Genomic DNA, 22,748 nt, shown 5'->3' with positions numbered 1-22,748 from the left:
TTTGGTCATTATGCTTCAAGTTTCAATGTTTATATTTACCACATGAATTCCAACACCATTTCAAACGGTATTTTAAAAGCAGTCGGCATTATTTGCGGTATTGCGCTGTTGTTATATTTCTTGTATCAAATCCAATCCGTTATTGGCTATGTTGCTATTGCCGCTGTTATCTCTTTAATCGGGAGACCTATTGTACTGTTTTTAGAACATAAATTAAAGTTTAGGAACACAATAGCCGTCGTGGTAACAATAGTTATTTTATTAGGCATTTTTGCTGGATTAGTAGGTTTATTTATTCCTCTAGTGCTAAAACAAGGACATAATTTATCGCTGTTAAATATTGAAGAATTACAGGGGAATATTGAAGACTTATACGTCGAAATCGTCACGTATTTCGATTTGTATCAAATTGATGTTGAGCAGTCTTTAAAAGAATCAGATTTATTATCTAAAATAGATTTTTCGTTAATCCCCGATTTTTTAAATTCAATAATAAGTGGTTTGGGGAGTTTTAGCATTGGTTTATTTTCGGTGTTATTTATTTCTTTCTTCTTTTTGAAAGACAGTAAACTGTTTGAAAATGGCATTCTAACCTTTATTCCGGACAGAAAGGAATCTAACTGGAAAACATCTTCCACAAAAATTAAAGATTTATTATCGCGCTATTTTGTGGGCTTAATTTTTCAAATATTGATTCTGTTCATCATTTACACTATTGGGCTGTTAATCATTGGGGTAGAAAACCCAATCGTCATCGCTTTCCTTTGTGCGCTTTTAAATTTAATCCCGTATGTGGGTCCTTTAATTGGTGCTGGCTTGATGTTAACTTTAACTATGACAAGTAACTTGGGCGAAAGTTTTAGCGACGTAATTTTACCAAAAACCCTTTGGGTCCTTTTAGTTTTTATCATCGGGCAGTTGGTTGATAATTTTGGAAGTCAGCCTATAATTTTCTCAAAAAGTGTAAAGTCGCATCCTCTTGAAATTTTCCTAGTGATACTTATTACAGGTATTTTGTTCGGAGTTATTGGATTGATAATTGCCGTACCTGCTTACACAGCTATTAAGGTGATTTCAAAAGCCTTTTTATCAGAAAACAAGATTGTAAAGAAGCTCACTAAAGACTTATAGTTTTCATTTGAATAATCACATTTTAAATACTGAAATTCAGGAATTTATAACAAATAATTTAAATTCTGACATGAGCACTATTCTTTTAAAAGGAACATCATTTCCTAATGTTGCTACTTCTGAAATAATTGAACAAATTGAAGCCAAAAAGCGATGCAAAAACAAACTATCCACTTGGTTTCATTGTGAAAACATATACTATCCAAATAAACTAAATATTGAGCAAACCTCTTCTGAAATTACTGCAAAATATAAGTCAGAATTAATTAGTGGAAAAAGTATTATCGACCTCACCGGAGGTTTTGGTGTTGACTTTTTTTATTTTTCAAAACAATTTGAAAATGTTGTTCATACCGAAATAAATAAGTCGCTTTCTGAAATTGTAAATCACAATTGCAAACAACTTGAAATTTCAAATATTAAAACCATAAACACAGATGGTATTGATTATTTGAAAAGAGAAAACACAGATTTTGACTGGATTTATAGTGACCCTTCCAGACGTCACGATACCAGAGGAAAAGTTTTCTTTTTGAAGGATTGCCTACCCAATATTCCTGAAAATTTAAAGGTATTGTTTAGTCATTCAAAAAATGTGATGCTAAAAACATCGCCTTTACTGGACATTTCTTCTGGCATTAGCGAATTAGAAAACGTTAAGACTATTCATGTGGTAGCTGTAAACAATGAAGTTAAAGAGTTATTATGGATCTTGAAAAATGGCTATAATGATTCTATTGCCATTGAAACTGTTAATTTAAAATCTACTCAAGATGAAAAATTTAACTTCAAATTAAAAGATGAAAAAGATAGTATTGCAAGTTTCAATAATCCCCTAACCTATTTATACGAACCAAATTCTGCAATCCTTAAATCTGGAGCTTTCAATCAGGTTTCAAAACAATTAGGTGTTTTCAAATTACATCAACATTCGCATTTATATACTTCAGAATCGTTAATTGGTTTCCCGGGAAGAACTTTCAGAATTGAAAAAGCTATTTCTTATAATAAAAAGGAAATCAACAAATTAAGAATTAAAAAAGCAAACATCACCACTAGAAATTTCCCTGAGTCGGTTCAAAATATCCGTAAAAAATTCAAAATAAAAGATGGAGGTGAAAACTATCTGTTTTTTACAACAGACTTAAATAACAAAAAAATAGTGTTAATTGCCAACAAAGACCTAAAACTATAACACATAAAACACTCGTTGGATCCTATTCTATTATTGAAAGTAATTAAGATACAGCATCAAATATCCACATAAAATTTAAAATACTAATAGATTTTTAGTGTTGTACGTCTTTGCATTTTGAAGTTCAATTTTAATGCTTCTTTTATTAAACGCCAGTATTGGAATCTCAATAGCGGCTTCCATATCTTTTATTAAATCTTTATGAAACAAGTTATGGAGTCCCCAATTATGTTTGCGCTCCAACATGGCCAGCATACTTGCTTTTTCATTATTCAAAACACTCAACAAACCTGATTTTATTTCGCTTGACACAATACTTCTAAACGTTATTTCTGGATACGAAACCTGTTTTAAAAGTGTTTTTTTAAATTTTCCCATGTTTTCTTGCGCTATGTCTTTGTCCATTTCGTAAACATGTACTATTTCTATGAGCGCACCAAATGGGCTCGCTATTTCTATAAGTTTTTGGATCGATAAAATATCTTCTTCCTCAAAATCACTAGCATATACTATATTTGAAAGCACATTATAGGGCATATCATTTGGTACCATCAATAATGGCACTTTAATTTTATCCAGTAATGCATCAGTAATACTACCAGAAAAATAACCTCTAGCACTACGGTGATCTTTCTTGCCAATAATAATTACATCTGGGTTTGATATTTTAGAAAACCGCAAAATACTTTTAGAAATAGAATCGTTTTCAACCACGTGAATGTTAATCGCTTTTAAGCTAAATTCATTTTTAAGATGTTTTTTACAATACTTTTCTACAAGTTCTATTTGCTCTTGGTGTATTCTTTTTTTTAAAGACTCTAATGGTAGAATAGTTGAATGGTTAATTGGTGGAACATCATAAACATGTAAAACATGTAAATCTGCTTTCATAATAGAACTAAAACGATAGGCATACCGTAACGTTGAAGCAGCATTGGAACTACAATCTGTGGCATATAGTATAGTTTTCATGACAATAGTTTTAACTTGGTGGAACAACTATTTAACAGACGGTTTTTTCTGTGAAGGTTTATATTCTTTAGATCCTTGATAATTAGGGTTTGGCTTGTCGTCTTTTTTAGATTTACGCTCCTTTCCCGTAATCTCTTGGATATTTATGCGGTAAACTACTGGCAAAGATTCTTGTTTGGCTTTTCCAGAAAATTCTGGAATAAAACAAAGCTCTCTTTTTTCTTTTTCTGCTATATGTTTTTTAACCCCAAGTGAAAATTTATGTAATCCATATTTTGCGTCCGGCCCCTCTAATTCCTCAAAAGTACCCTGTACTAATATGGACCTCCAGTTATCAATAGATTCTATTTCAACAACTTCGAGTGCCACAGCATTATTTAATCGTAACGCTTTTGTTTTATGGCCTTCGCCAGTATAGCCGATGATAATAATGTTTTTTTTGTCGTAATAATAGGTAATAGAAATCACAAAAGGCATATTTCTATATACATAAGCCAAATGGCCTATGTAATTGTTTTTAAGTATTTTAAGACATTCCTTTTTACTTATATTGGTTATCATGGCTAAATTTTTAATTATATAACCAATGTATTCTATATTTAGGGTTTTTTCAATGATACAAATCAGTCTGGAGTATTTTCGGGTTGGAATATTTAGAATATCATTTTTTAACTTCTACTTTTAATTCTGGTATTTTGATAAGCTCTATAGTGGTAGATGCCAAAATTACCTTGCCATTGGTTTTTTCAACTTCCTTATTAATTTTGTCATGCAACAGATGTCCTGCAATACGTCTTTTTTTATAATCAACAATATATCTTAGGTTAAATTGGATCCAATTATCTGTTAAAGTAATCGCCAAACTAGGTTCCACAATGGCATCTTCTATATAATATTTATTGACCACAGCTTTCCATTGTGCTTTTGAATTGGATGTGTATTCGGAAAGGGTTTCTGAAGCAATTTTAATGACTATAGATTTTGCCAATTCAATATCGGATCCATACCTGATAGGTAAATTAAAAGCATCCCATATAAAAGGAAAGTCTTGCGAGTAGTTATAAACAGGGCCTTTAAACACAAAGGCATTACTCAATTTTACAATTCTACCCGTGTAATTATCACTATTAACCCATTGTCCAATTTCCATCATGGTCGTGTAGATGCTATCTACGTCAATCACGTCGCCTTTAATGCCGTTAATTTCAATGCGGTCTCCAGGTTTATAGACTTTAACAATAAAAATGTACAGCGATCCAGCAATGCTCAATATAAGTTCTTGTAGTGTAAAAGCAATACCTGCTGAAAACAGACCAATGGCGAGTGTGAAACCTTTAATATTACCCGTGAAATACGAAAGGGATAAAAGTATCAAAATAACATATCCAATAATTTCTATACCTTTTTGAGATCTATATCGGACTGATGTATCGGAAACTTGCTTTTTTAAAAAACGCCTTATAAGTTGAATTAAAATAAGAACAAACGCAACCAGTAAAATATATTTAACAACGCTAAATATAGTTGGGTTTTCAACAATCCAATTTTTTATTTGTTCCTTTTCAGTCATTTATAAAGCCTCATAAAACTCTATTTTTTCAACTCAATATCAAGTTTAGCAAGCATGATCAATTCCGATTTGTTTAGGCCAGCAAACGAGGCGGCAATGGCATGTGCTGTTTTTAATATGAGTTTTCTAATCGGTTCTGTAAACAAATGCGGTTGCTCATTTTTATAATCAACAAAATCATTAAATAATTTTTCAGCATTCAAAATATCCTGTTTATCCAACCAATCAAAAACAATTTCTATTTGGTAGGCAGCATCTGTATGGAATTCATCTTCAAGTTCATCAATATCTAACCATTGCATTTTTACCACCGCTTTAAGTTTATCAAATTCAGCATCACGCACCTGATTATCAGCCGCGGCAATAGCATAAAACAACTTACCGAGGTTTTGATAAAACTTAAGCGTCATTTTCTTTTTTGATTTCATTTTAACTAAAATTAGTATATAATAAAGTTAACTACATGCTGCGCAATTAGACATGATATAAATCAGTCAGGATAAACTTATACTTTTATTTAGAATTATTTTTGCCACCCCCTATGCAATTATCTTTAGTCATAGAACGGGGTGTTAAAGAAATCTTTTATATGTATTTAAAGCAGCGTCATCTCGGGCGCTTGTGAAAATTTTTGTCTGATGCCTCAGTGCGACATCTTTTCATTTTTTATTGAAGGATCTTTTACCACACGCATTTTTCTTAATTCGATATCTAATTTGGCAAGCAGCATCAATTCTGATTTGTCTTCACCTGAAAACGACTTTGTAATGGCATGTGCCGTTTTTAATATCTTTTTTTTTGTTTTAAAGCTAAAGAGATGGTTTTGCTCATTTTTAAAGCTCACAAAATCCCTAAAGCACGATTGCGCACATGGCTTATTTTCGTTGTTCAACCAATCAAAAATAATTTCAATTTGATTGGCCGCATCGGTACAATAACCATCTTCAATAGGAGCCAACTTCACCCATTTCTTTTTTATGATGTCCTTCAGCACGTCGGATTCTTCCTTTTGCGGCACATTATCTATGGCCGCAATGGCATAAAATAGTTTACCTATATTCTGATAAAACTTAAGTGTCATCTCTTTTTCAGGTGTCATTTTTATGGTGTTTTTATCGCTATAACAAAGCTAACCACTAGTCATGTATTAAGAAATGATATAAATCAGTCTCATATAAAATATACTACGGAATTTTTCGTACTTTTAAGATACTTTTTTATAAACGTAAGTTTTCATGTTCAAGCAAGACCAAGAAATATTCAATATTCTGCTAGAAGCCGTTTCTGAAGGTGTTATTATAGTCGATAGCGACCAAAAGATCCTGGAGGTCAATTCGTTTGCCGAAACTATTTTTGGATACAACAAAGATGAAATTTTAGACAAAGAGTTCCATTTGCTTATTCCTTCTGAAAATCGTGTGAGCCACGCCCTATATATTGAAAAATTTATTGAAAGAGGTGAACGTCGAAAAATAGGAGAATCGGCAGACATTTTTGGCTTAAAGAAGGATGGCACCATTTTTCCTGTAGAAGTTGAATTAAATCCGTTTTTCATCTATAACAAATCTTATGTTATGGCTTTGGTTAGAGATATTTCTGAAAAGAAAACGACAGAAAAAAATTTGATGCTTAAAAGTAGAGCGTTAGAATCTGTTAATAACGGCATTATCATAACAGATGCTTTAAAAAAAGACAATCCAGTAATTTATGTTAATTCGGCTGCTCAAAACCTTACCGGTTACACAAGGGAAGAAATGCTTAATAATAACTGCAGAATCCTGCAAGGAAAAGACAAAGACCAAGAGCCTCTTAAAACCCTTAGGAAAGCTATAAAAAAAGGCGAAAGCTGTCAGGTGACCCTACGTAATTACAAAAAAGACGGCACCCTATTTTGGAACGATTTATACATTATGCCCATTACGAATAACGAAGGTGTTGTTACAAACTTTATTGGCATACAGAATGATGTTACCAATCGTAAAAAAGCCGAAGATGAACGCCAACACCTGGCTTCTATTTTCGATAAATCCTTAAATGAAATCCATGTTTTTGATGCCGAAACTTTAAAGTTTATCAATGTTAATTTTGGCGCGCAAAAAAGTCTTGGTTATACTATGGAAGAATTAACGCATATGACACCAATAGATATAACGCCATATAATAGTGAAGCTGAATTAAGAAAAATCATTGATGTTTTATTTGATGGGAATGTTGAAAAACTAGAGATTGAATCGGTTCAACGAAGAAAAGATGGTACCGAGTATCCCGTTGAAGTTCATTTGCAGCTATCAAATTTAGGAGAAAGGACGGTTTTTGTTGCCATAATTCTGGATATTACAGAGCGTAAAAACTACACGACCAAACTTGAAAAAAAAGTAGAAGAAAGAACGCAACAGCTAAAAATTGCTTTAAGTAAGGAAAAAGAACTTAATGAATTAAAAACAAAATTTTTATCCTTAGTGTCGCACGAATTTAAAACGCCTTTAAGTGGTATTTTAACCTCCAGCCAGTTACTGAGCAAATACCAATTAACCGAGCAGCAAGAAAAACGCGATAAGCATATAAAAACCATTACCGACAAAGTTCACCACTTAAACAGTATATTAAACGACTTTTTATCATTTGAAAAATTAGAATCCGGTAAAGTTAACTATAAGTTTAGCCCATTTAAATTAAGCAAAATGGTTAATGAAGTGGTTTATAATGCCAACATGCTTTTAAAGGAAGGACAACAAATAAATTACCCCAAAAATATTGATGGTCTTACCATAGTCCAAGACGAGAAAATTACGGAGATAATATTATCCAATGTACTGTACAACGCCATTAACTATTCTCCTGAACATACCACTATTGATATAGAGGTGAAACAAAATAGTGACATCACAACGTTTAAAATTATGGACCATGGCATAGGGATTCCAGAAAAAGATCAAAAACATATTTTTGAACGTTATTTCAGGGCAGAAAACGCTGTTAATACACAAGGTACCGGTATAGGTCTAAATATTGTAAAAAATCATTTAGAGAACATAGGAGGCACTATAAGTTTTACCAGTGAAGAAAACAAAGGCTCTTGCTTTACTATAACATTTCCTAATTCGGCAACCCAATGAAAACAGTTTTACTTATTGAGGACGATGTTGTTTTAAGAAAAAACACGGCAGAACTTTTGGAGTTGGCCAACTATAAAGTTATAAAAGCTTCAAACGGAAAAACCGGCATTACATTGGCAAAAAAACATCAGCCCGATATTATTGTATGTGATATTATGATGCCTGAGTTGGATGGTTATAGTGCTCTAGAAAAGCTGTCAAAAAATAAAGCTACAAAATATATTCCTTTCATTTTTTTATCGGCTAAAACAGAGCGCAACGATGTTAGAAAAGGTATGAATCTGGGCGCAGACGATTACATAACCAAACCTTTTACGGAAGATGATCTTATTTGCGCCATTGAAAGTCGTTTAGCAAAAGTTTCCCTTTTAAAGGAATTACATCAAAGTCAAGAGAAAGATCCCGTTTTACGAGATAGAAATGAAATAATGACACTTAACGATTTAAAAAATTTCTTTGATGATCACGGCAATCCATTCTCTTTTAATACAGAAGATGTCATTTATCGCGAAGGCGATCATTCTAATTTTATATACTTAATAACTACTGGCGCCGTAAAATGTTATAAAATAGATGACAAGGGCAAAGAACTGGTAACGGCTTTGTATAAGGAAGATGATTTATTTGGCTATACATCGTTCACACAAAACACACCACACAAAGAAACTGCAACGGCATTGGCAAAGACCAAACTGTTGGGGATTTCAATTATTGATTTTAATAATTTGCTGAGTAAAAACCATAAAGTTCTTTTCGAAATTATAGATCTTTTAACAGATGATTTGTCGGTTGTAAAAGAACAACTTTTGCAAATGGCCTATGGTACTGTTAACAAAAAAACCGCAGCTACTATTTTAAAATTTGCCGAAAAGATAAACCGTAAGCCAGACGATCCCATAAAAATTTCCAGAAACGATTTGGCAAGTGTTGCAGGAATTGCTCCCGAAACATTAATAAGAACTCTTACCGAATTTAAAAAGCAAGGTATTATAAAAGCAGAGGGCAGAAATTTTAAGGTCGTAAACATTCAAAAGTTGAAAAGCCTCATATAGCTACGGCTCTTGTTATTTTAAAATCACTATTGTCCGATTAAATTTCGCTCCTCTGGAGCTTTCTAATATTTTTTGCTTCGGTCTATAAAGATTACGCTCCTCTGGAGCTAAAAAAATCCCATAAGGATGGAATATTTATAGCAAAAGAAGAACTTAAAAATCAAGCCCCATCGGGGCGTCATCTTAAAAATCGCTTATTTAGTCTGGGGTTGAAAGGTTTCTAAAATTTTTTATCGGACACTAATGTTTTAAAATGATTAATATCATTTTGTATCTAACAACTACATTTTAAATTAGTACGTGTAAAGATGCTATGTGATGAAAAATATATTGTTACCTACAGATTTCTCCAAAAATTCATGGAATGCCATTAAATATGCAATTAGTTTTTTTGAAAAAGAAACCTGCAATTTTTATGTACTCCATGTAAATAGATTAAGCAAAGTTCTAGTTAACGATTCGCCATACATCACTGCGCAAGATGTTTTAGAAGACGCTAACGCACAACCAGGGAAAAAACAGCTACGGAATATTTTAAAGCGTATCTCAAAAGATTTTACAACAAATAAAAAGCATAGGTTCTATACACTTTTAGATTATAATTTTTTTGTAGAATCGGTAAGGAAACATGTTGAAGAGAAAAAGGTAGATTACGTTGTTATGGGCACTAAAGGTGCTTCAGGGTTAAAAAAAATTATTGTTGGCAGCAATACTGGCGATGTTATTACTAAAGTAAAGTGTACCACTTTGGTTGTCCCAGAAGACGCTCAATTTATAAACCCTAAAGAAATAGCATTCCCTACAGATTTCTTGCTAACCTATGATATTCAAATACTGGACCCCCTTTCTGAAATTTTGGAAAAACACCACTCTACATTAAGAATTCTTCATATAAGCAAAAAGAAAGCAGATCTGAATGGTGACCAAAAAAATAGCAAAGAATTATTAGAAGATTATTTTAGTCACTTACCCCACAGTTTTCATTATTTAACCAATAAAAAAGTAGAAGATGCCATACAGTGTTTTGTAGAAAGCAGAAATATAAACATGATTTGTATGGTAGCAAAAAACCTCAATTATTTTCAGCAAATCTTATTTCATTCAAAGGTCGAAACCATAAGTTATCATACGGAAATACCCTTTTTAGTACTGCACGAAAAAACATGATAAATGCTGTATAGTTCATTTTTTTTACCAAAATTTTGGGGATGATATTTTATCCCTGAATTAATTTTTGTAAACTGATAAATATCATTTTACAGTAAGAAATTGTGATGTAATTTAGCATAATAATTAAAACGTTCTTACGCATATTAACTGTCTAAAATCAAGGGATTCAACAGTATTATTTAGTTTTATTACTAATTTTTAGGTTGTTGCTTTTGCAATAATTCAATGATATAGTTGAAATTAAATGATAAAGCTAAAATCCCGAGAAAACAGGAAGCCTAGGCTTCCTGTTTTAAAAAAATCTAGGTTTTAATTGTTGTAAAATGATAAAACCGAAACAAAGTGTTTAAAACTATTATTTGACAGGAAAACCGCAATGTTGCTTTTAGACATAAAGGGTATATTGTAGAAAACCGAAACGTTAGATGATGACATTAAACACTTAAGAAAACAGGAGGCTCGGCTTCCTGTTTTTGAATAATACCGCGTTTTCATTGGAAGATGTTTAACGCTGTTTTTAGAAATATTTGTGGCTATTGGTTATCTGAAGATTTAATATCACTTTTATTAGAGGTATTAATGATTAGGGAAGGTTAGTTAATAAAATCAAATATTTCGAAAAAAGGAAACAGGAAGTCTTAGCTTCCTGTTTCTTATTTAAAGAGTGGCTATTAATCAGTTTGCATGGTTTTTCTATGTGAATGAAGAAGGGGTTGTTAATTGGCAATCCCTTTTTTTGTTTTATAATACATCTATCTTAATTCTGAAGCACTCCAATCTGATATATATCATTGTAACATATTGTTTTAGTATTTATTTTTAGTCCTAAACAATTTATGATGATGAGAAAAATACTGATCTGATGAGAAAAATACTGATCCCTACCGATTTTTCTGAAAACGCAATGAATGCCATAAATTATGCTATAGATTTATTTAAATATAAAGTTAGCGAGTTTTATTTTATGCATGCTTATCAAGATGATATTTATGCCAATGAAGCCTTATTGGCAAAAAAAACCTTAGATGATGTTACAGCTATTATTAGTAAAAAATCTGAAGAACAATTAAAAAGAACCGAAAAGATTGCCAATAGCATTTATAATAACCCAAAGCACTCATTCCATATAATATCGTCAAACAGTTTGCTAATTGATGAGGCAGATAAAATAGTTGATCAAAAAAACATAGACATTATTGTAATGGGAACTCGTGGTAAAACAAACAACAGTAGGTTAACCTTTGGCAGCCACACCTTACAGGTTTTAAAATATGTGCAATGTCCCGTTTTGGCAATTCCAGAAAACTATAAATACACCCAACCAAAGCATATTCTTTTCCCCACAGATTATATGATACCCTATAAAAGAAGAGAATTAAAATTACTACACGAAATAGCAGTTCCCTACAGAGCCATAATAGACATGCTTTACATTTCTAAAAGCAATAAACTGTCATCGAGACAGGAAGATAACAGGGCGTTTATAGAAAGTGAATTGGGCAAAAATAAAATCAATTTTAAAATTGAAAACAGTAAGCATATCATTAATACTATTTATAAATATATTAAAGAAAACAGTACAGACATATTGGTTATGGTAAATACTAGACATTCTTTTTTAGAGAATATTTTGTTTCGATCTACAATAGATGAGTTGAGTTTAAATCTTGACATCCCATTTTTAGCATTGCAGAATATGAGACGATATTAATGAACCATTAAAATTTTAAAAAGCCATGAAAAGAATACTGCTTCCTACCGATTTTTCTGAAAACTCTTGGAATGCAATATCCTATGCTTTACAACTTTTTAAGAATGAAACCTGTGAATTTTACCTACTGAATACATATACCCCAATAATTTATCATGTAGAACATGTTCTGGTCAGTCCAGAACAATATGGTTTTGGTGATCCTATTAGAGAAGCTTCATTAAAAAATTTGGATGAACTAAAAACCAGAATAAAAAGGGAATTTAATAATCCAAAGCATACAATAAAAAGTACTGCAGCCTTTAACAACTTAGTCCCCCAAATTATAGAAGTTGTTAAAACCAGAGCTATAGATTATGTAATTATGGGAACAAAAGGCGCAACTGGTTTTAAAGAGATTTTATTTGGATCTAATACGGTACATGTGTTTAAAAATGTAAAATGTCCCACAATAGCCATTCCAGATGGTTTTAATTTTGAAACACCACGCGAAGTTTTATTTCCAACCGACTACCAAATTGATTATCAAGACCATCATATAAAACCCATATTAGATATTGTCTCGCTTCATAAGGCAAGGGTTAACATATTACACGCTACTTATGGATATGATCTATCTGAAGAGCAAGAACAGAACAAGAAAACTCTAGAGAACTACTTTAAAAAATCAGCATACGTGTTTCAGAGTGTTAGCAACCAAACTGTTGAAGAAGGAATTACTAATTTTCAATTAAAAACACATATTAATTTATTGGTTATGATCAATAATAAACACTCATTTTTTGAGAATTTATTTTTCAAGAATACTATAAACCAAATAGGATTCCATTTAAGCATTCCATTTTTGGTCATTCCATCAAAAAAGCATGATTCTTAAATCGTCAAATAGGGCAAACATATTAATTGAAATGAACTTATAGTGTTAAATGTCAAATCATACCCAACAATACAAAAACAACAAGCTATGAAACGTAAGATTTTATTACCCACAGATTTTTCAGACAACGCTTGGAGTGCTACCGTATATGCCTTAAAACTTTATGCAGATGAAGAATGTTCGTTCTATTTTTTAAACTCTGTAACCATACCAGGGGCACCCTTTGAAGACCTTTCAAGCAAACTATTAAAAACAATGGAGGAAAAAGCTATGAAAGAATTGTTGGACTTAAAGGCACTGGCAGAAACCGTAAACACAAACGCAAATCATGATTTTAATATTATTTTAAGTACTAATGATTTAAACAAAGCCATTAGGGCTAATGTTAAAAAACACAGTATCGACCTCGTAATAATGGGCACAAAAGGCGCCACGGGAGCACGAGAATTTTTCTTTGGCAGCAATACCGTTAGAGTTATTAATACTACAAATTGCCCTGTTTTAATTATTCCAGAAGAACACGATTTTACAGTCCCAAAACAAATTGCTTTCCCTACAGACTATAACCGCTTTTATGGTATTAAGGAAATTCAACCTTTAACACAATTAGCAGATTTATATAATTCTAAAATAAGGATTGTACACATTAATGTCAAGGAAGAGCTCAATGATGTTCAAGACTATAATTTAATGATGCTCAAAAGCTATTTAATCAATTACGACCATAGTTTCCATTGGATGCCAAAGTATGCTAAAAAGGCCGTAGAAATCAATGATTTTATTGAAGAATTGGGGATTGATATACTAGCCATGGTAAAATACAAGCGCAGCTTTATTGAAGCAATAATAAAGGAACCTGTAATAAAAAAAATAGGATTTCGTCCCCTTGTGCCATTTTTGGTTATTCCGGAATGAACTGATAAATATCATTGCCCCCAACAACCTATAAAGGTAAATTTATATGAATTGTTAACTTAAGAAGTATATAGCAAATCAGTCCGGGCATTAGCGAGGTCAAAATATATTTTAAACGAAGACAGCTTACAAAGTAAGTCGAGTACATGGGGGATATCATTCTTTAATAGCATTTCGACTGCACGTTCAACTGGACACATATTAATTTTTAGAATGCACTAAAGCCATACACTTAAACAAGCTACCGCATGAGGCACAGAATATTAATACCAACAGATTTTTCTAAAAATGCATGGCATGCCATAAAATACGCACTTGAATTATACAAACATGAGTATTGCAATTTTTACATTTTAAACGTGTTTTCTGCATCCAATAATATTATAGATAGCTTATTGAATCTAGGCCCAGGAAGCGAACTGTACGAAACTGCAAAATTAGAATCTGAAAACGGCCTAGCCAAGGTTTTAAATATGATAGCTTTCACAAATTATGATAACCAAAAACATCATTTTGAAACTATCTCTTCTTTCAACAATGTTGTTGAAGCCATTAAAAATAGTGTTGACGAAAAGAATATTAATTTAATTATTATGGGCACAAAAGGCAAAACAGGTTCCAGAAAAATCATGTACGGCAGTACGGCCATAAATGTGATGGAAAAAGTACGCAATTGTCCGGTAATTGTAGTTCCGGAAAAGGCTGCAATAAAATTACCCAAAGAGATTGTTTTTCCCACCAACTATAAAACGACTTTAAAACAAGAAGATTTACGCCACTTAATTTACATTGCAAAAAATTGTAAGGCATCTATCGAAATTCTACATATTTCTGAAAAAGAGGGACTGGACACGAAACAACTTAGCAATAAAAAACTTTTACACGTCAGCTTTAATGGGGTTAACAATGCTTTTCATAAGCTTAGCACAATGGATATAGCAACCGCAATTAACTGCTTTGCAGAAAGTAGAGGAAGCGATATGGTGGCTTTTATAAACAAAAAACACATTTTCTTTGGAAGTATTTTAACCCATCCATTAGTAAAAAAACTTGGATATAATTCTAAAATCCCCATACTGGTTATGCACGACTCGCAAAACTGAATATAAATTTTCAGTCTTAAAAAAAGACTTATAAAATAGTTTGGTATGCCTACATCAAAATTAAATCGAATAAAAAAACAAACAGGTGTTTGGTTAGATAAGGACAAAGCTATTATTGTTACTATTTATAATGGCGATGTTAGTTTGAATACTATAGTATCTCATATGGAACATTTCCATGTTCATGGTGGTTCTGGAACACGCTCTAAAGGCGGTCCACAAGATGTTGTTCATGACAGTAAATACTTAGAGCGCGAAAAACATCAGCAAAAAAAATATTTCAAAAAATTAGCTTCAGAAATTAAAGATACAGATGCTATTGTGCTTTTTGGCCCAGCAGAAACCAGAATAAATTTCAGTAAAGCTTTAGCCAAATCTTATAAAGGTTTAAGCATTAAAGTTAAAGATGTTGTAAAAACAGACAGAATGACGAACAGACAAGTAAAAGCTTGGGTAAAAGCATATTTCAAATCCAATAGATTGTAATTTTTATTTCTGAAACAAGAAAAGCAAAAATTTTAAACGAAATAAAAATGCTTTGTAATCATTCAGGATAGACCTTTACTATCAAGCAGAAGGCACTTGAGGGAGACAACTACAAGAAGGCGCAGACGAAATACGCTTTTTTGGAAAATACTACCCTATAAAAGCCACCATAAAACGTATAGAAAGCTTATCGGCACATGCAGATCAAAAAGAGTTATTAGATTGGATGGGCAACATTAAAAATAGGCTTGAAAACGTTTTTTTAATTCATGGCGAACCTACGACCTTAGATGGGTTTCGGGTAAAAATAAAAAATACATTCAACTGGCAGGTTACCATTCCAAAACTTACAGATGTTGAAAAAGTGATGCTATAATTTTAAAATTTTTCAAATACATAAAGGCTTCCGATAAACCTCATAACTAACTGATATATATCATTGTAAAAACCTATTTCTGTAAATATATTAGTGCATCGATACAAGTTTAACCTAAACAGATATTATTATGGCAACATTAATGAAAAAGAGAAGACGCGACGGTTTATCTCCATTAGAACACCAATTACTTACCCCTTGGAGAAATAGTCTATTACGACCTTGGGGAAGCAGATTATTTAATTCAAACTTAAATAATCTCACAAGATTTGACGACATTTTCAATGATGATTTCTTAGAAGAAAATAGCTTAATGCCAGCAATGAATGTGCAAGAGCATGAAAAGGATTTTGAAATTGAATTTGCAGCTCCAAGCTTTGACAAAAAAGATTTTGAAGTTTTTATTGAAGAAGATGTGCTTCATGTTTGTGCTGAAAAAGAAGCCAAAGAAGAAGATACAAAAAAAGACTATTATTCCCGTAAAGAGTTTAGTTATAAATCCTTTGAAAAAACCTTAGCACTTCCACCTTCTATTGACTTAGACCAAGATGTAAAAGCAGTTTACAAAAATGGTATTCTAAAAATTAAACTACTAAAAAAAGAAGAAGCCATTGTAAAAGAAGTACCTAAAAAAGTTATTGAAGTACTTTAATAACTTTTTAAAAGCAGAAAGTAGTTGTTGTTTCTAAAACTACTTTCTGCTTTTTTTAAATTTTAAAATGAATCAAAATGAAAACAAAACAGGTTAAAGTAAAAAAATATGCAGCATGGTTAAGCGCAGAGACTATGCATAACAGTTCTATTAAATGGTTATCCGAATTAAGGTTCGCTAAAGACGAGCAGCTATTTTTTGATGATTTGGTAAAATCGTACACCCTTCAGCTTATAGATTCAAAATACTTTACAAAGAGCAAAAAAATTATTGAGCAATTAGGCAAGCAACAAAAAGAAACTGAGGAATTGATTGAGACCATAATTAACCATGAAAAAGAACTTAAAATTATGGTAGATGGCATAAACCAGCTTAAAGAGGAAAAAGCTTATAAAGATAAACATAGAAAACTTATCATTAAAGTAAGTCGTTTTTTAGAAAACTACAGAACTTTAAAATCGCAACTATTTGCACTTATAAAAAGTATTATAAAGGAAGGGAAACAAAAACGCCTGCTGCGATAAAAAATAAAGAACTCATGAAATGTTTTAGGTGTATTTTTTAGAGTGTTTTGGTGCAAAAAACAAAGATAAGAATAAGGAAAACCCTAAAAACAAAAAAGCCCCACCTTTTATAGTGAAGCTTTTTGTGAGCCCTGAAGGATTCGAATACCGAATCCAAATCGGCACAGGCTCCTCGACCGTTCCGCTTTAAGGCGGAATGCTCTATCCAGCTGAGCTAATCAGTCTTTCAATGTAGTCTCTAGATTTCTTGGATTTAATCTCACGCTCTCTTGCGTAAGCTTCCTTTTTTGAATTATAAGTTTCAAAATAAACAACAACCCAATCATTTGCTTTTCCCGTATAACCTTTATGGTTTGTATTGTGTTTTCGCAACCTTTCCTTTAAGGCATCACTTGTAAAACCGACATAATAGCGGTCTATTTCTTTTGAATGTAATATGTAGGTATAATGTCCCATTTTTTAAACAAAAAAGCCCCACCTTTTATAGTGAAGCTTTTCGTGAGCCCTGAAGGATTCGAACCTTAACCTATCCTTATAGTGTTTACAATGCTTATCACTACTCTACTTTTAATGGTGTGCCTAAAAGCATGCCTTTTAGTTTAATTTTTAAACGTTTTTAAAATATATTGCAATTTGGTATTTTACTTGAATACTATGAGTTCTTGATACTTTTTTTTGATAATTAACCAAAAAAGGTAGCTTTTACACTACCTTTAATTTTCTAATTATTATTACTAGTACTTCCAAAGATAACCGCCAGCAGTTTTACGTTCACCTCTGCATGCTTTTGCTATTGAGGTTTTATTAACTTTAGTTTGCCTATTTGCATCTGCAATAGACTTGTAATTATTAACATAAATACCATCTACTGAATATTGAAACACCTGTTTTTTTCTTTTATCTGCTATAGGTTTATGGTACTCTGAGCATTTATAGCTCCAATAGTAATTATCAAGTTTCTGGTTAACACTTAAACACACTTTACTTAAAGCTTGTTTAGTGTAACCTATAGATATTGCAGCTTGACTTAAACTGCTATATTGCGCAACTAATTTTAAAGTCTTTGCATCGTACTTATATAATTCCTTTTGAATTTCTCCCCCTCTACTTTGATTATATAATTCTGTATCTTCACTAAACTTAAATATATAATTTACTTCTTTTTCTGCTAACTCATTATTAGTAATAGCTGTATCAATAGATTCCCAAGTAAAAGCTTCTGCTCCATAACTAGCTATAGCCTTATGTAATGGCTTTTTCGATTTTGCAGAAACTTTTTTTAAATGGTCTTTCTTCCTGTCTTCCAAATTTCTTGTTGTTGCTCCTATATATACAGTTCCTGTTTCCTTATGTGTTACTTTATAAATTATCCTTTCTGGGTTATTCTTCTTCATCTCCAAAATCTATTTTAGTACAATTAACAGAAGAATAAAACCCTCGTTTTGGTCTATTTATAAGTTTACTTTCAACTAAATCAGATAATAATGATTTAATTTGACGCTCTTCAATTCCTAATTCTTTTTTTAGAATTGTTACTAAATCACTAGTCGATAAAGCTTTGCATTCAAGTTCTTTAATTTTTTTAATAATAACGTCACGATGGTTATCTGCACGTCTTCCGTCTGTTGCTTCCAATAACTCATATTCAGTATTAGTTCCTTGATAATCAATTGTAGAGTTTTGAGTAAATTTGAATTGATGAATTACAGAATCATCAACTTCCTTATATCTAAACTCTATATTTTTTAAATACCTCACTTTATTATTGGTATTTCGCAATCCAATAATAAAATCTGCCTCTTGTGCAAAAACAACGCTTCCTTTCATACAATCCATAGTTAATGGTCTATTTCCTATTTTAGGTGTATGGTGGATACATATCAAGGTAATTTTCAAATCCAAGCATAAATTTCTGAGTTTCAACATTATTTTTTCAGCATCACTACTCTTTTCTAAACTACCATGATTGAGACGTGTGATACTATCTATAAACACAATCTCTGCACCTGAATCTTTAATAGTTTTCTTAAGTCTTGCCCAGTCTTTGTCGTTAGATACTAATCTTAAATACTCTGTTGGTTGATAAGTGTAATTACTATTGTATAATAGTTTTTCTGGCTCAGTAAGTGTTTGATATTGGCTTTTGTTGCGCCTCACTCTCATAATCCAACTTTCTTCAAGACCAATAAACATTATTTTTCTTGGCTTTCCGTCTAATTCAAAACCCATAAACTCTTTTCTTCCAACTGCTAAGTGCATACCTAAACACTCACATAGCGTTGATTTTCCACTTTTAGGTGGAGCAAAAAACATCCCAATGGATTTCTCAATAATACCACTCCATAAGTAAGTTATGGGTGGTTCTTTATCGTATAACTTTACGATTTCTTCAAAGGTTAAATAACCTTTCTCTTTGACAACTTCTGTCTTCATTTTAATTGTTTTTTTGCCATAACGGCATGAAATAAAAATATTCAAACAGTTAAAAACACAAATAGAAGTATTAAGAAATGCTTGAAAAGCTTTCCAAATAAGACATACTTATCTACCCTATAAAAATGTATAACTGTAATGAAGACACTTTTTAGAAACAAATTTTACATTTAGATGTTTCGTTTTTGAAGTTGTAAGTGTCTAAGAATTTGTTCTCTTTGAACACTGCAAATATTTTAAAAAAAAGGGATGTTTAAAAGTATTAATTCAAAAACTTATTAACTTATCTGTTAATATCTTTAAAAGTATTAATAAATACGTACACTACATACACAATCTGCACAAAGCAAATAATATTTTGAAATGCACAAAGTGTATGCAATGTATATATTTCTGATTCTTTTCAGTATTTTTATTTTAGTACGAAAAAGTCTCAAAAGAATCGAGTAAAGAAAATCCAAAATAACGTACATCTATAGATTTTAATTTCAGCTATTAATTAAAACATATTCTTAAAGATATGTTAGTATATCAAAGCTGTGGTAATAAAAAGGTTTATTATCAATTATAAATACAGTTTTGCCAGAAGTGGAAAGCTTGATTTCAGATACCTTAGCATAATCTCCTTTTTTCAAATGCCCAATATCTTTACAAACTTTTACAGTTATTGGGGTAAACAAAGTTTTCAAAACCCCATACCAAGTACATATAAGCAATGAATTTTTATTGCAATATTTAAAAAGAGCAACATAATCGTTTTCCATAAAATTATTGATTAATTTAAAGATTATAGCCATGTATAATAATATCTAGCTTTTAGTAAAACTTATTTAAGGCTCTTAAATGTGGTTTATTGGGAATAACTTACTCTAGGAAACGCTAAACTCTTTATTTACAAGTTTGGGTTTCCTATGAGTAATGTTTACCAGAATGAAGTAATTAAGTTTAGAATGATTATATAAAAAATTATATTTCTTGTTTAATTTGTTTTAGATTCTCATTACTTAAAGCCCAATTACGAATTTTCATTCCTGTTAAAGAGTTTATTACAAATGCTTGTTTATCTGTAAACAAATTAGTCCTGTCCTTATTTGAAACTGCAAAATGCTTAATATCTATATCAAAAACTAAATCAAACTCATAGTCCACATCATTACGTTGTACTGCTTTTAACCCTACTTTTTCTGGTATATATTTACCGTTTTTTAAGTTAAGTACGTATGCCTGTTTACTTCGCATTGTAACAATAATATGTACAGGAGCATGTAATATCTTATTTATAAATACATCTTGTTTTGCTGTTACTTTTTTCCAATTAGTAAAAGAATTTCCAGTTAAACTAGCGTGTAAGCCTAATAGATAATTCCAACATTGGCTGATGCCATCAATTACAATTACTTCCATACCTGCTGTTAAGCATATATCAATTGCTTCTATATACTTTTCTGGTAAACAAGGTTGCTCTAACTTTAACACGTTATAGCTTCCTAAATGGGCATACAAATGACTGCTCCCTCTTTCAGTATCTATAATTCCAACTTTACTTAAATTATCATTTGTAAGTCCTTTTGCCAGTAAAATAGCTGACATTGTTTTTCCCGAACCTGAGATTCCTTGCAATGCCATTTTTATTTTAGTTTGCTTTCTTTCTGATGGTAATAACTGCATATTATTATTTTTAAGTTCCTGTATATTGTTTTGGTTATTATATATAACTAAAAAAAGAGGCTTTCGCCCCTTTAGTTTTAATCACATAACTTCTTCTTCTGAAATTACATTTTCTTCAATAATTTGTTGGTTTTCGATGGTTTCATCTTTGTACTCCCATCTATGTTCTAATGTAATTACGTCCCCAGATTCAGGTAATACGTACTCAAATGAAGGAACCTTAACTTTTACAATCTCTCCTTGAAATTCCTGACCAATTAATTGATTGCAAGTATCTTCATCAAATGTTGTTGGCACAGTACACGTTTTTTGTGTAAAATACATGCGCCCAGTTTCTTTGCTTCTTACAGGAGTTATTCCTCCTTCAAGAACTAATACAAAAAATTCATCCCCTGTTTTAGCTTCTCGTTTCTTAAAATTTTTAATTGTTACCATGATAATAATATTTAATTAAACAATGACGGGAGGCTCTATGCCATTCCTCCAATCTAGGGAGGGGTTTGCATCTAATTAAAGGACACTCTTGGTTACAAAAACTTCTTCAAAAAAATTGAAAAAAATATTTAGAAGTGAAGTTGGTAATATGGCTTGACAAGTTGCCAAGTTTTAAATAAATCTATTCAGAAACACTATTTAAATTTAGTTTTAAATACTCAAAACTAGTTGAAATGTTTTTAGCTGCAATAATATCATCAACATAAATAATTACATCATCCAGATTAGCAGTTTTCCTTACATACCCATCTGTTCTATATACTGCAATACAATTATGAAATATATCATTGCAATTAAAAACCACCTTAAACGGTGAAACACCATTGCCGTTTTTATCCTCGATAACGTTAACAGTAACATTATTTATATTGAATATTGTGATAAATGGTGTTGTTCTACTTTTTATATAGACCGTATTCCCCACTAAATCAACATAATCATAAAATGCATTGGCATGTTGTTGCTCTAAAATAGTATTAATCTTTTCTTCTGGGTTAAATGGTAGGTTAAAATTTTCAAATTCTGGTGAAGAGCTTTCAATCCGTGTTTTTGGCTTGGCATTTTCTATACAATTGAAAAAAGTTAATACTATTAAGATAAAAAATATTCTATTCATAACTAAAATTTAAATACAGATTTATTTGTAAAGTAGTACAGCTTATTAATTTTATTATCTATAGCATTTACCATGACTATAGCAGTTTTGTTATTTTTATTGCCAGTATATATAATAATACATGGTTTATGTTTATCATTTTTATAATGACTTAATTCAGCAAAATACTGTCTATTTTTAGCTTTTAGTTTCCTGAACAACATATACAAGTAACCTATGATATGACGATTGCCTCTGATTGCAAATAATGGTTTTTGTGCTTCGTAAACAATATCTTCATCAAATAAATCTTCCAAAAGGTTTGCATCTAAAGTGTTTATAGCTTTTGCAAGCTTTACTGTAAGGGCTTTATTATAATTAAAATCCTTAAATTCTATTCTTAACTTATCAGCAACAGGTTTTACCATACTAAAAAACACAGGGTCATCATTTAAAATACCCCGCATCCCAATATGTGTGTACCTGTCTAACCTTTCGTCATCAACAAATGCCTCTACTTCCTCAATATCTTGGTTTGCAACATGCATAACAATTTCAACAAAAAAGTTGTCAATAGCGTAACATGTCATGAGTTTAATTTCGCCGTATCTTGTGAAATCTTTTGCTACTTCTATACCTTTGGTATTTATAGCTAGTAGTTTTTGTTTGCGGTTTAGGTTGTTGAATTGGGTTATGGTCATTTGTTA

The 22,748-nt window shown here is 31.3% G+C and carries 26 protein-coding genes; 13 read left to right on the top strand and 13 right to left on the bottom strand.

What is annotated here, in order from left to right; translation table 11 throughout:
* Positions 1-42 precede the first annotated feature (42 nt).
* The gene (locus tag ABXQ82_RS02695) at positions 43-1,131 is read left to right on the top strand and encodes an AI-2E family transporter (protein ID WP_367054482.1); all 1,089 of its coding nucleotides are present in this window, start codon (positions 43-45) and stop codon (positions 1,129-1,131) included.
* Positions 1,132-1,201: 70 nt separating this feature from the next.
* The gene (locus tag ABXQ82_RS02690) at positions 1,202-2,326 is read left to right on the top strand and encodes an RsmD family RNA methyltransferase (protein ID WP_367054479.1); all 1,125 of its coding nucleotides are present in this window, start codon (positions 1,202-1,204) and stop codon (positions 2,324-2,326) included.
* 75 nt (positions 2,327-2,401) lie between these two features.
* Here ABXQ82_RS02690 and ABXQ82_RS02685 read toward each other — a convergent pair whose 3' ends face one another.
* From ABXQ82_RS02685 to ABXQ82_RS02665, 5 genes are all read right to left on the bottom strand, one after another.
* Positions 2,402-3,298, bottom strand: coding sequence for a universal stress protein (locus tag ABXQ82_RS02685; RefSeq protein WP_367054477.1), 897 nt, complete (start codon positions 3,296-3,298; stop codon positions 2,402-2,404).
* 27 nt (positions 3,299-3,325) lie between these two features.
* Positions 3,326-3,859, bottom strand: coding sequence for a pyridoxamine 5'-phosphate oxidase family protein (locus ABXQ82_RS02680; RefSeq protein WP_367054474.1), 534 nt, complete (start codon positions 3,857-3,859; stop codon positions 3,326-3,328).
* A 100-nt stretch (positions 3,860-3,959) separates the two neighbouring features.
* Complete coding sequence (locus ABXQ82_RS02675; protein WP_367054472.1) at positions 3,960-4,868, bottom strand: mechanosensitive ion channel domain-containing protein; 909 nt, start codon at positions 4,866-4,868, stop codon at positions 3,960-3,962.
* Between the two features lie 20 nt (positions 4,869-4,888).
* On the bottom strand, positions 4,889-5,296 hold the full coding sequence (locus ABXQ82_RS02670) for a hypothetical protein (RefSeq protein ID WP_367054469.1): 408 nt from the start codon (positions 5,294-5,296) through the stop codon (positions 4,889-4,891).
* 215 nt (positions 5,297-5,511) lie between these two features.
* Complete coding sequence (locus tag ABXQ82_RS02665) at positions 5,512-5,967, bottom strand: hypothetical protein (RefSeq protein ID WP_367054467.1); 456 nt, start codon at positions 5,965-5,967, stop codon at positions 5,512-5,514.
* A gap of 136 nt (positions 5,968-6,103) precedes the next feature.
* Between ABXQ82_RS02665 and ABXQ82_RS02660 the strand changes: the two genes are divergently transcribed.
* The 11 genes from ABXQ82_RS02660 to ABXQ82_RS02610 all read left to right on the top strand — a co-directional run bounded on the left by ABXQ82_RS02660 (position 6,104) and on the right by ABXQ82_RS02610 (position 16,850).
* Positions 6,104-7,984, top strand: coding sequence for a PAS domain S-box protein (locus tag ABXQ82_RS02660; protein ID WP_367054465.1), 1,881 nt, complete (start codon positions 6,104-6,106; stop codon positions 7,982-7,984).
* The gene (locus tag ABXQ82_RS02655) at positions 7,981-9,036 is read left to right on the top strand and encodes a response regulator (protein WP_367054462.1); all 1,056 of its coding nucleotides are present in this window, start codon (positions 7,981-7,983) and stop codon (positions 9,034-9,036) included. The genes ABXQ82_RS02660 and ABXQ82_RS02655 overlap by 4 nt, the downstream gene beginning before the upstream one ends.
* Positions 9,037-9,354: 318 nt before the next feature.
* Entirely contained in the window at positions 9,355-10,203 is an 849-nt protein-coding gene (locus ABXQ82_RS02650) for a universal stress protein (RefSeq protein ID WP_367054460.1), read from the top strand.
* A gap of 865 nt (positions 10,204-11,068) precedes the next feature.
* The gene (locus ABXQ82_RS02645) at positions 11,069-11,917 is read left to right on the top strand and encodes a universal stress protein (protein ID WP_367054458.1); all 849 of its coding nucleotides are present in this window, start codon (positions 11,069-11,071) and stop codon (positions 11,915-11,917) included.
* A 25-nt stretch (positions 11,918-11,942) separates the two neighbouring features.
* Entirely contained in the window at positions 11,943-12,794 is an 852-nt protein-coding gene (locus ABXQ82_RS02640) for a universal stress protein (protein ID WP_367054455.1), read from the top strand.
* A gap of 87 nt (positions 12,795-12,881) precedes the next feature.
* On the top strand, positions 12,882-13,709 hold the full coding sequence (locus ABXQ82_RS02635; protein WP_367054453.1) for a universal stress protein: 828 nt from the start codon (positions 12,882-12,884) through the stop codon (positions 13,707-13,709).
* A gap of 248 nt (positions 13,710-13,957) precedes the next feature.
* Positions 13,958-14,812 (top strand): universal stress protein, encoded by an 855-nt coding sequence (locus ABXQ82_RS02630; RefSeq protein WP_367054450.1) that lies wholly within the window; start codon positions 13,958-13,960, stop codon positions 14,810-14,812.
* A gap of 45 nt (positions 14,813-14,857) precedes the next feature.
* Entirely contained in the window at positions 14,858-15,298 is a 441-nt protein-coding gene (locus ABXQ82_RS02625) for a hypothetical protein (protein ID WP_367054448.1), read from the top strand.
* 130 nt (positions 15,299-15,428) lie between these two features.
* Positions 15,429-15,674: an MBL fold metallo-hydrolase RNA specificity domain-containing protein gene (locus ABXQ82_RS02620; RefSeq protein WP_367055041.1), complete on the top strand. Its 246-nt coding sequence runs from the start codon at positions 15,429-15,431 to the stop codon at positions 15,672-15,674.
* Positions 15,675-15,804: 130 nt separating this feature from the next.
* Positions 15,805-16,326: an Hsp20/alpha crystallin family protein gene (locus ABXQ82_RS02615; protein WP_367054446.1), complete on the top strand. Its 522-nt coding sequence runs from the start codon at positions 15,805-15,807 to the stop codon at positions 16,324-16,326.
* 77 nt (positions 16,327-16,403) lie between these two features.
* Entirely contained in the window at positions 16,404-16,850 is a 447-nt protein-coding gene (locus ABXQ82_RS02610) for a hypothetical protein (RefSeq protein ID WP_367054443.1), read from the top strand.
* 201 nt (positions 16,851-17,051) lie between these two features.
* On the opposite strand, the gene ABXQ82_RS02605 is transcribed toward ABXQ82_RS02610, so the two are convergent.
* The 8 genes from ABXQ82_RS02605 to ABXQ82_RS02570 form a co-directional block, all read right to left on the bottom strand.
* Positions 17,052-17,306, bottom strand: coding sequence for a GIY-YIG nuclease family protein (locus ABXQ82_RS02605; RefSeq protein WP_367054410.1), 255 nt, complete (start codon positions 17,304-17,306; stop codon positions 17,052-17,054).
* 278 nt (positions 17,307-17,584) lie between these two features.
* Positions 17,585-18,244 (bottom strand): GIY-YIG nuclease family protein, encoded by a 660-nt coding sequence (locus ABXQ82_RS02600; RefSeq protein WP_367054441.1) that lies wholly within the window; start codon positions 18,242-18,244, stop codon positions 17,585-17,587.
* Positions 18,231-19,283, bottom strand: a complete 1,053-nt coding sequence (locus ABXQ82_RS02595; RefSeq protein WP_367054439.1) for an AAA family ATPase — start codon at positions 19,281-19,283, stop codon at positions 18,231-18,233. The genes ABXQ82_RS02600 and ABXQ82_RS02595 overlap by 14 nt, the downstream gene beginning before the upstream one ends.
* A gap of 512 nt (positions 19,284-19,795) precedes the next feature.
* The gene (locus ABXQ82_RS02590; protein WP_367054437.1) at positions 19,796-20,047 is read right to left on the bottom strand and encodes a hypothetical protein; all 252 of its coding nucleotides are present in this window, start codon (positions 20,045-20,047) and stop codon (positions 19,796-19,798) included.
* A gap of 202 nt (positions 20,048-20,249) precedes the next feature.
* On the bottom strand, positions 20,250-20,951 hold the full coding sequence (locus tag ABXQ82_RS02585) for an AAA family ATPase (protein WP_367054434.1): 702 nt from the start codon (positions 20,949-20,951) through the stop codon (positions 20,250-20,252).
* An 81-nt stretch (positions 20,952-21,032) separates the two neighbouring features.
* On the bottom strand, positions 21,033-21,386 hold the full coding sequence (locus ABXQ82_RS02580; RefSeq protein ID WP_367054431.1) for a hypothetical protein: 354 nt from the start codon (positions 21,384-21,386) through the stop codon (positions 21,033-21,035).
* Between the two features lie 181 nt (positions 21,387-21,567).
* Positions 21,568-22,062 carry a hypothetical protein gene (locus ABXQ82_RS02575; protein WP_367054428.1) on the bottom strand — a complete coding sequence of 165 codons (495 nt, stop codon included), beginning with the start codon at positions 22,060-22,062 and terminating at the stop codon, positions 21,568-21,570.
* 2 nt (positions 22,063-22,064) lie between these two features.
* Positions 22,065-22,742 carry a hypothetical protein gene (locus tag ABXQ82_RS02570; RefSeq protein ID WP_367054426.1) on the bottom strand — a complete coding sequence of 226 codons (678 nt, stop codon included), beginning with the start codon at positions 22,740-22,742 and terminating at the stop codon, positions 22,065-22,067.
* Positions 22,743-22,748 lie beyond the last annotated feature (6 nt).

The sequence above is a fragment of the Algibacter sp. 2305UL17-15 genome (assembly GCF_040720935.1).
GTDB lineage: Bacteria > Bacteroidota > Bacteroidia > Flavobacteriales > Flavobacteriaceae > Jejuia.
Note: the sequence above shows the minus strand (reverse complement) of the source record. Positions and strands in the feature narration are given on the sequence as shown.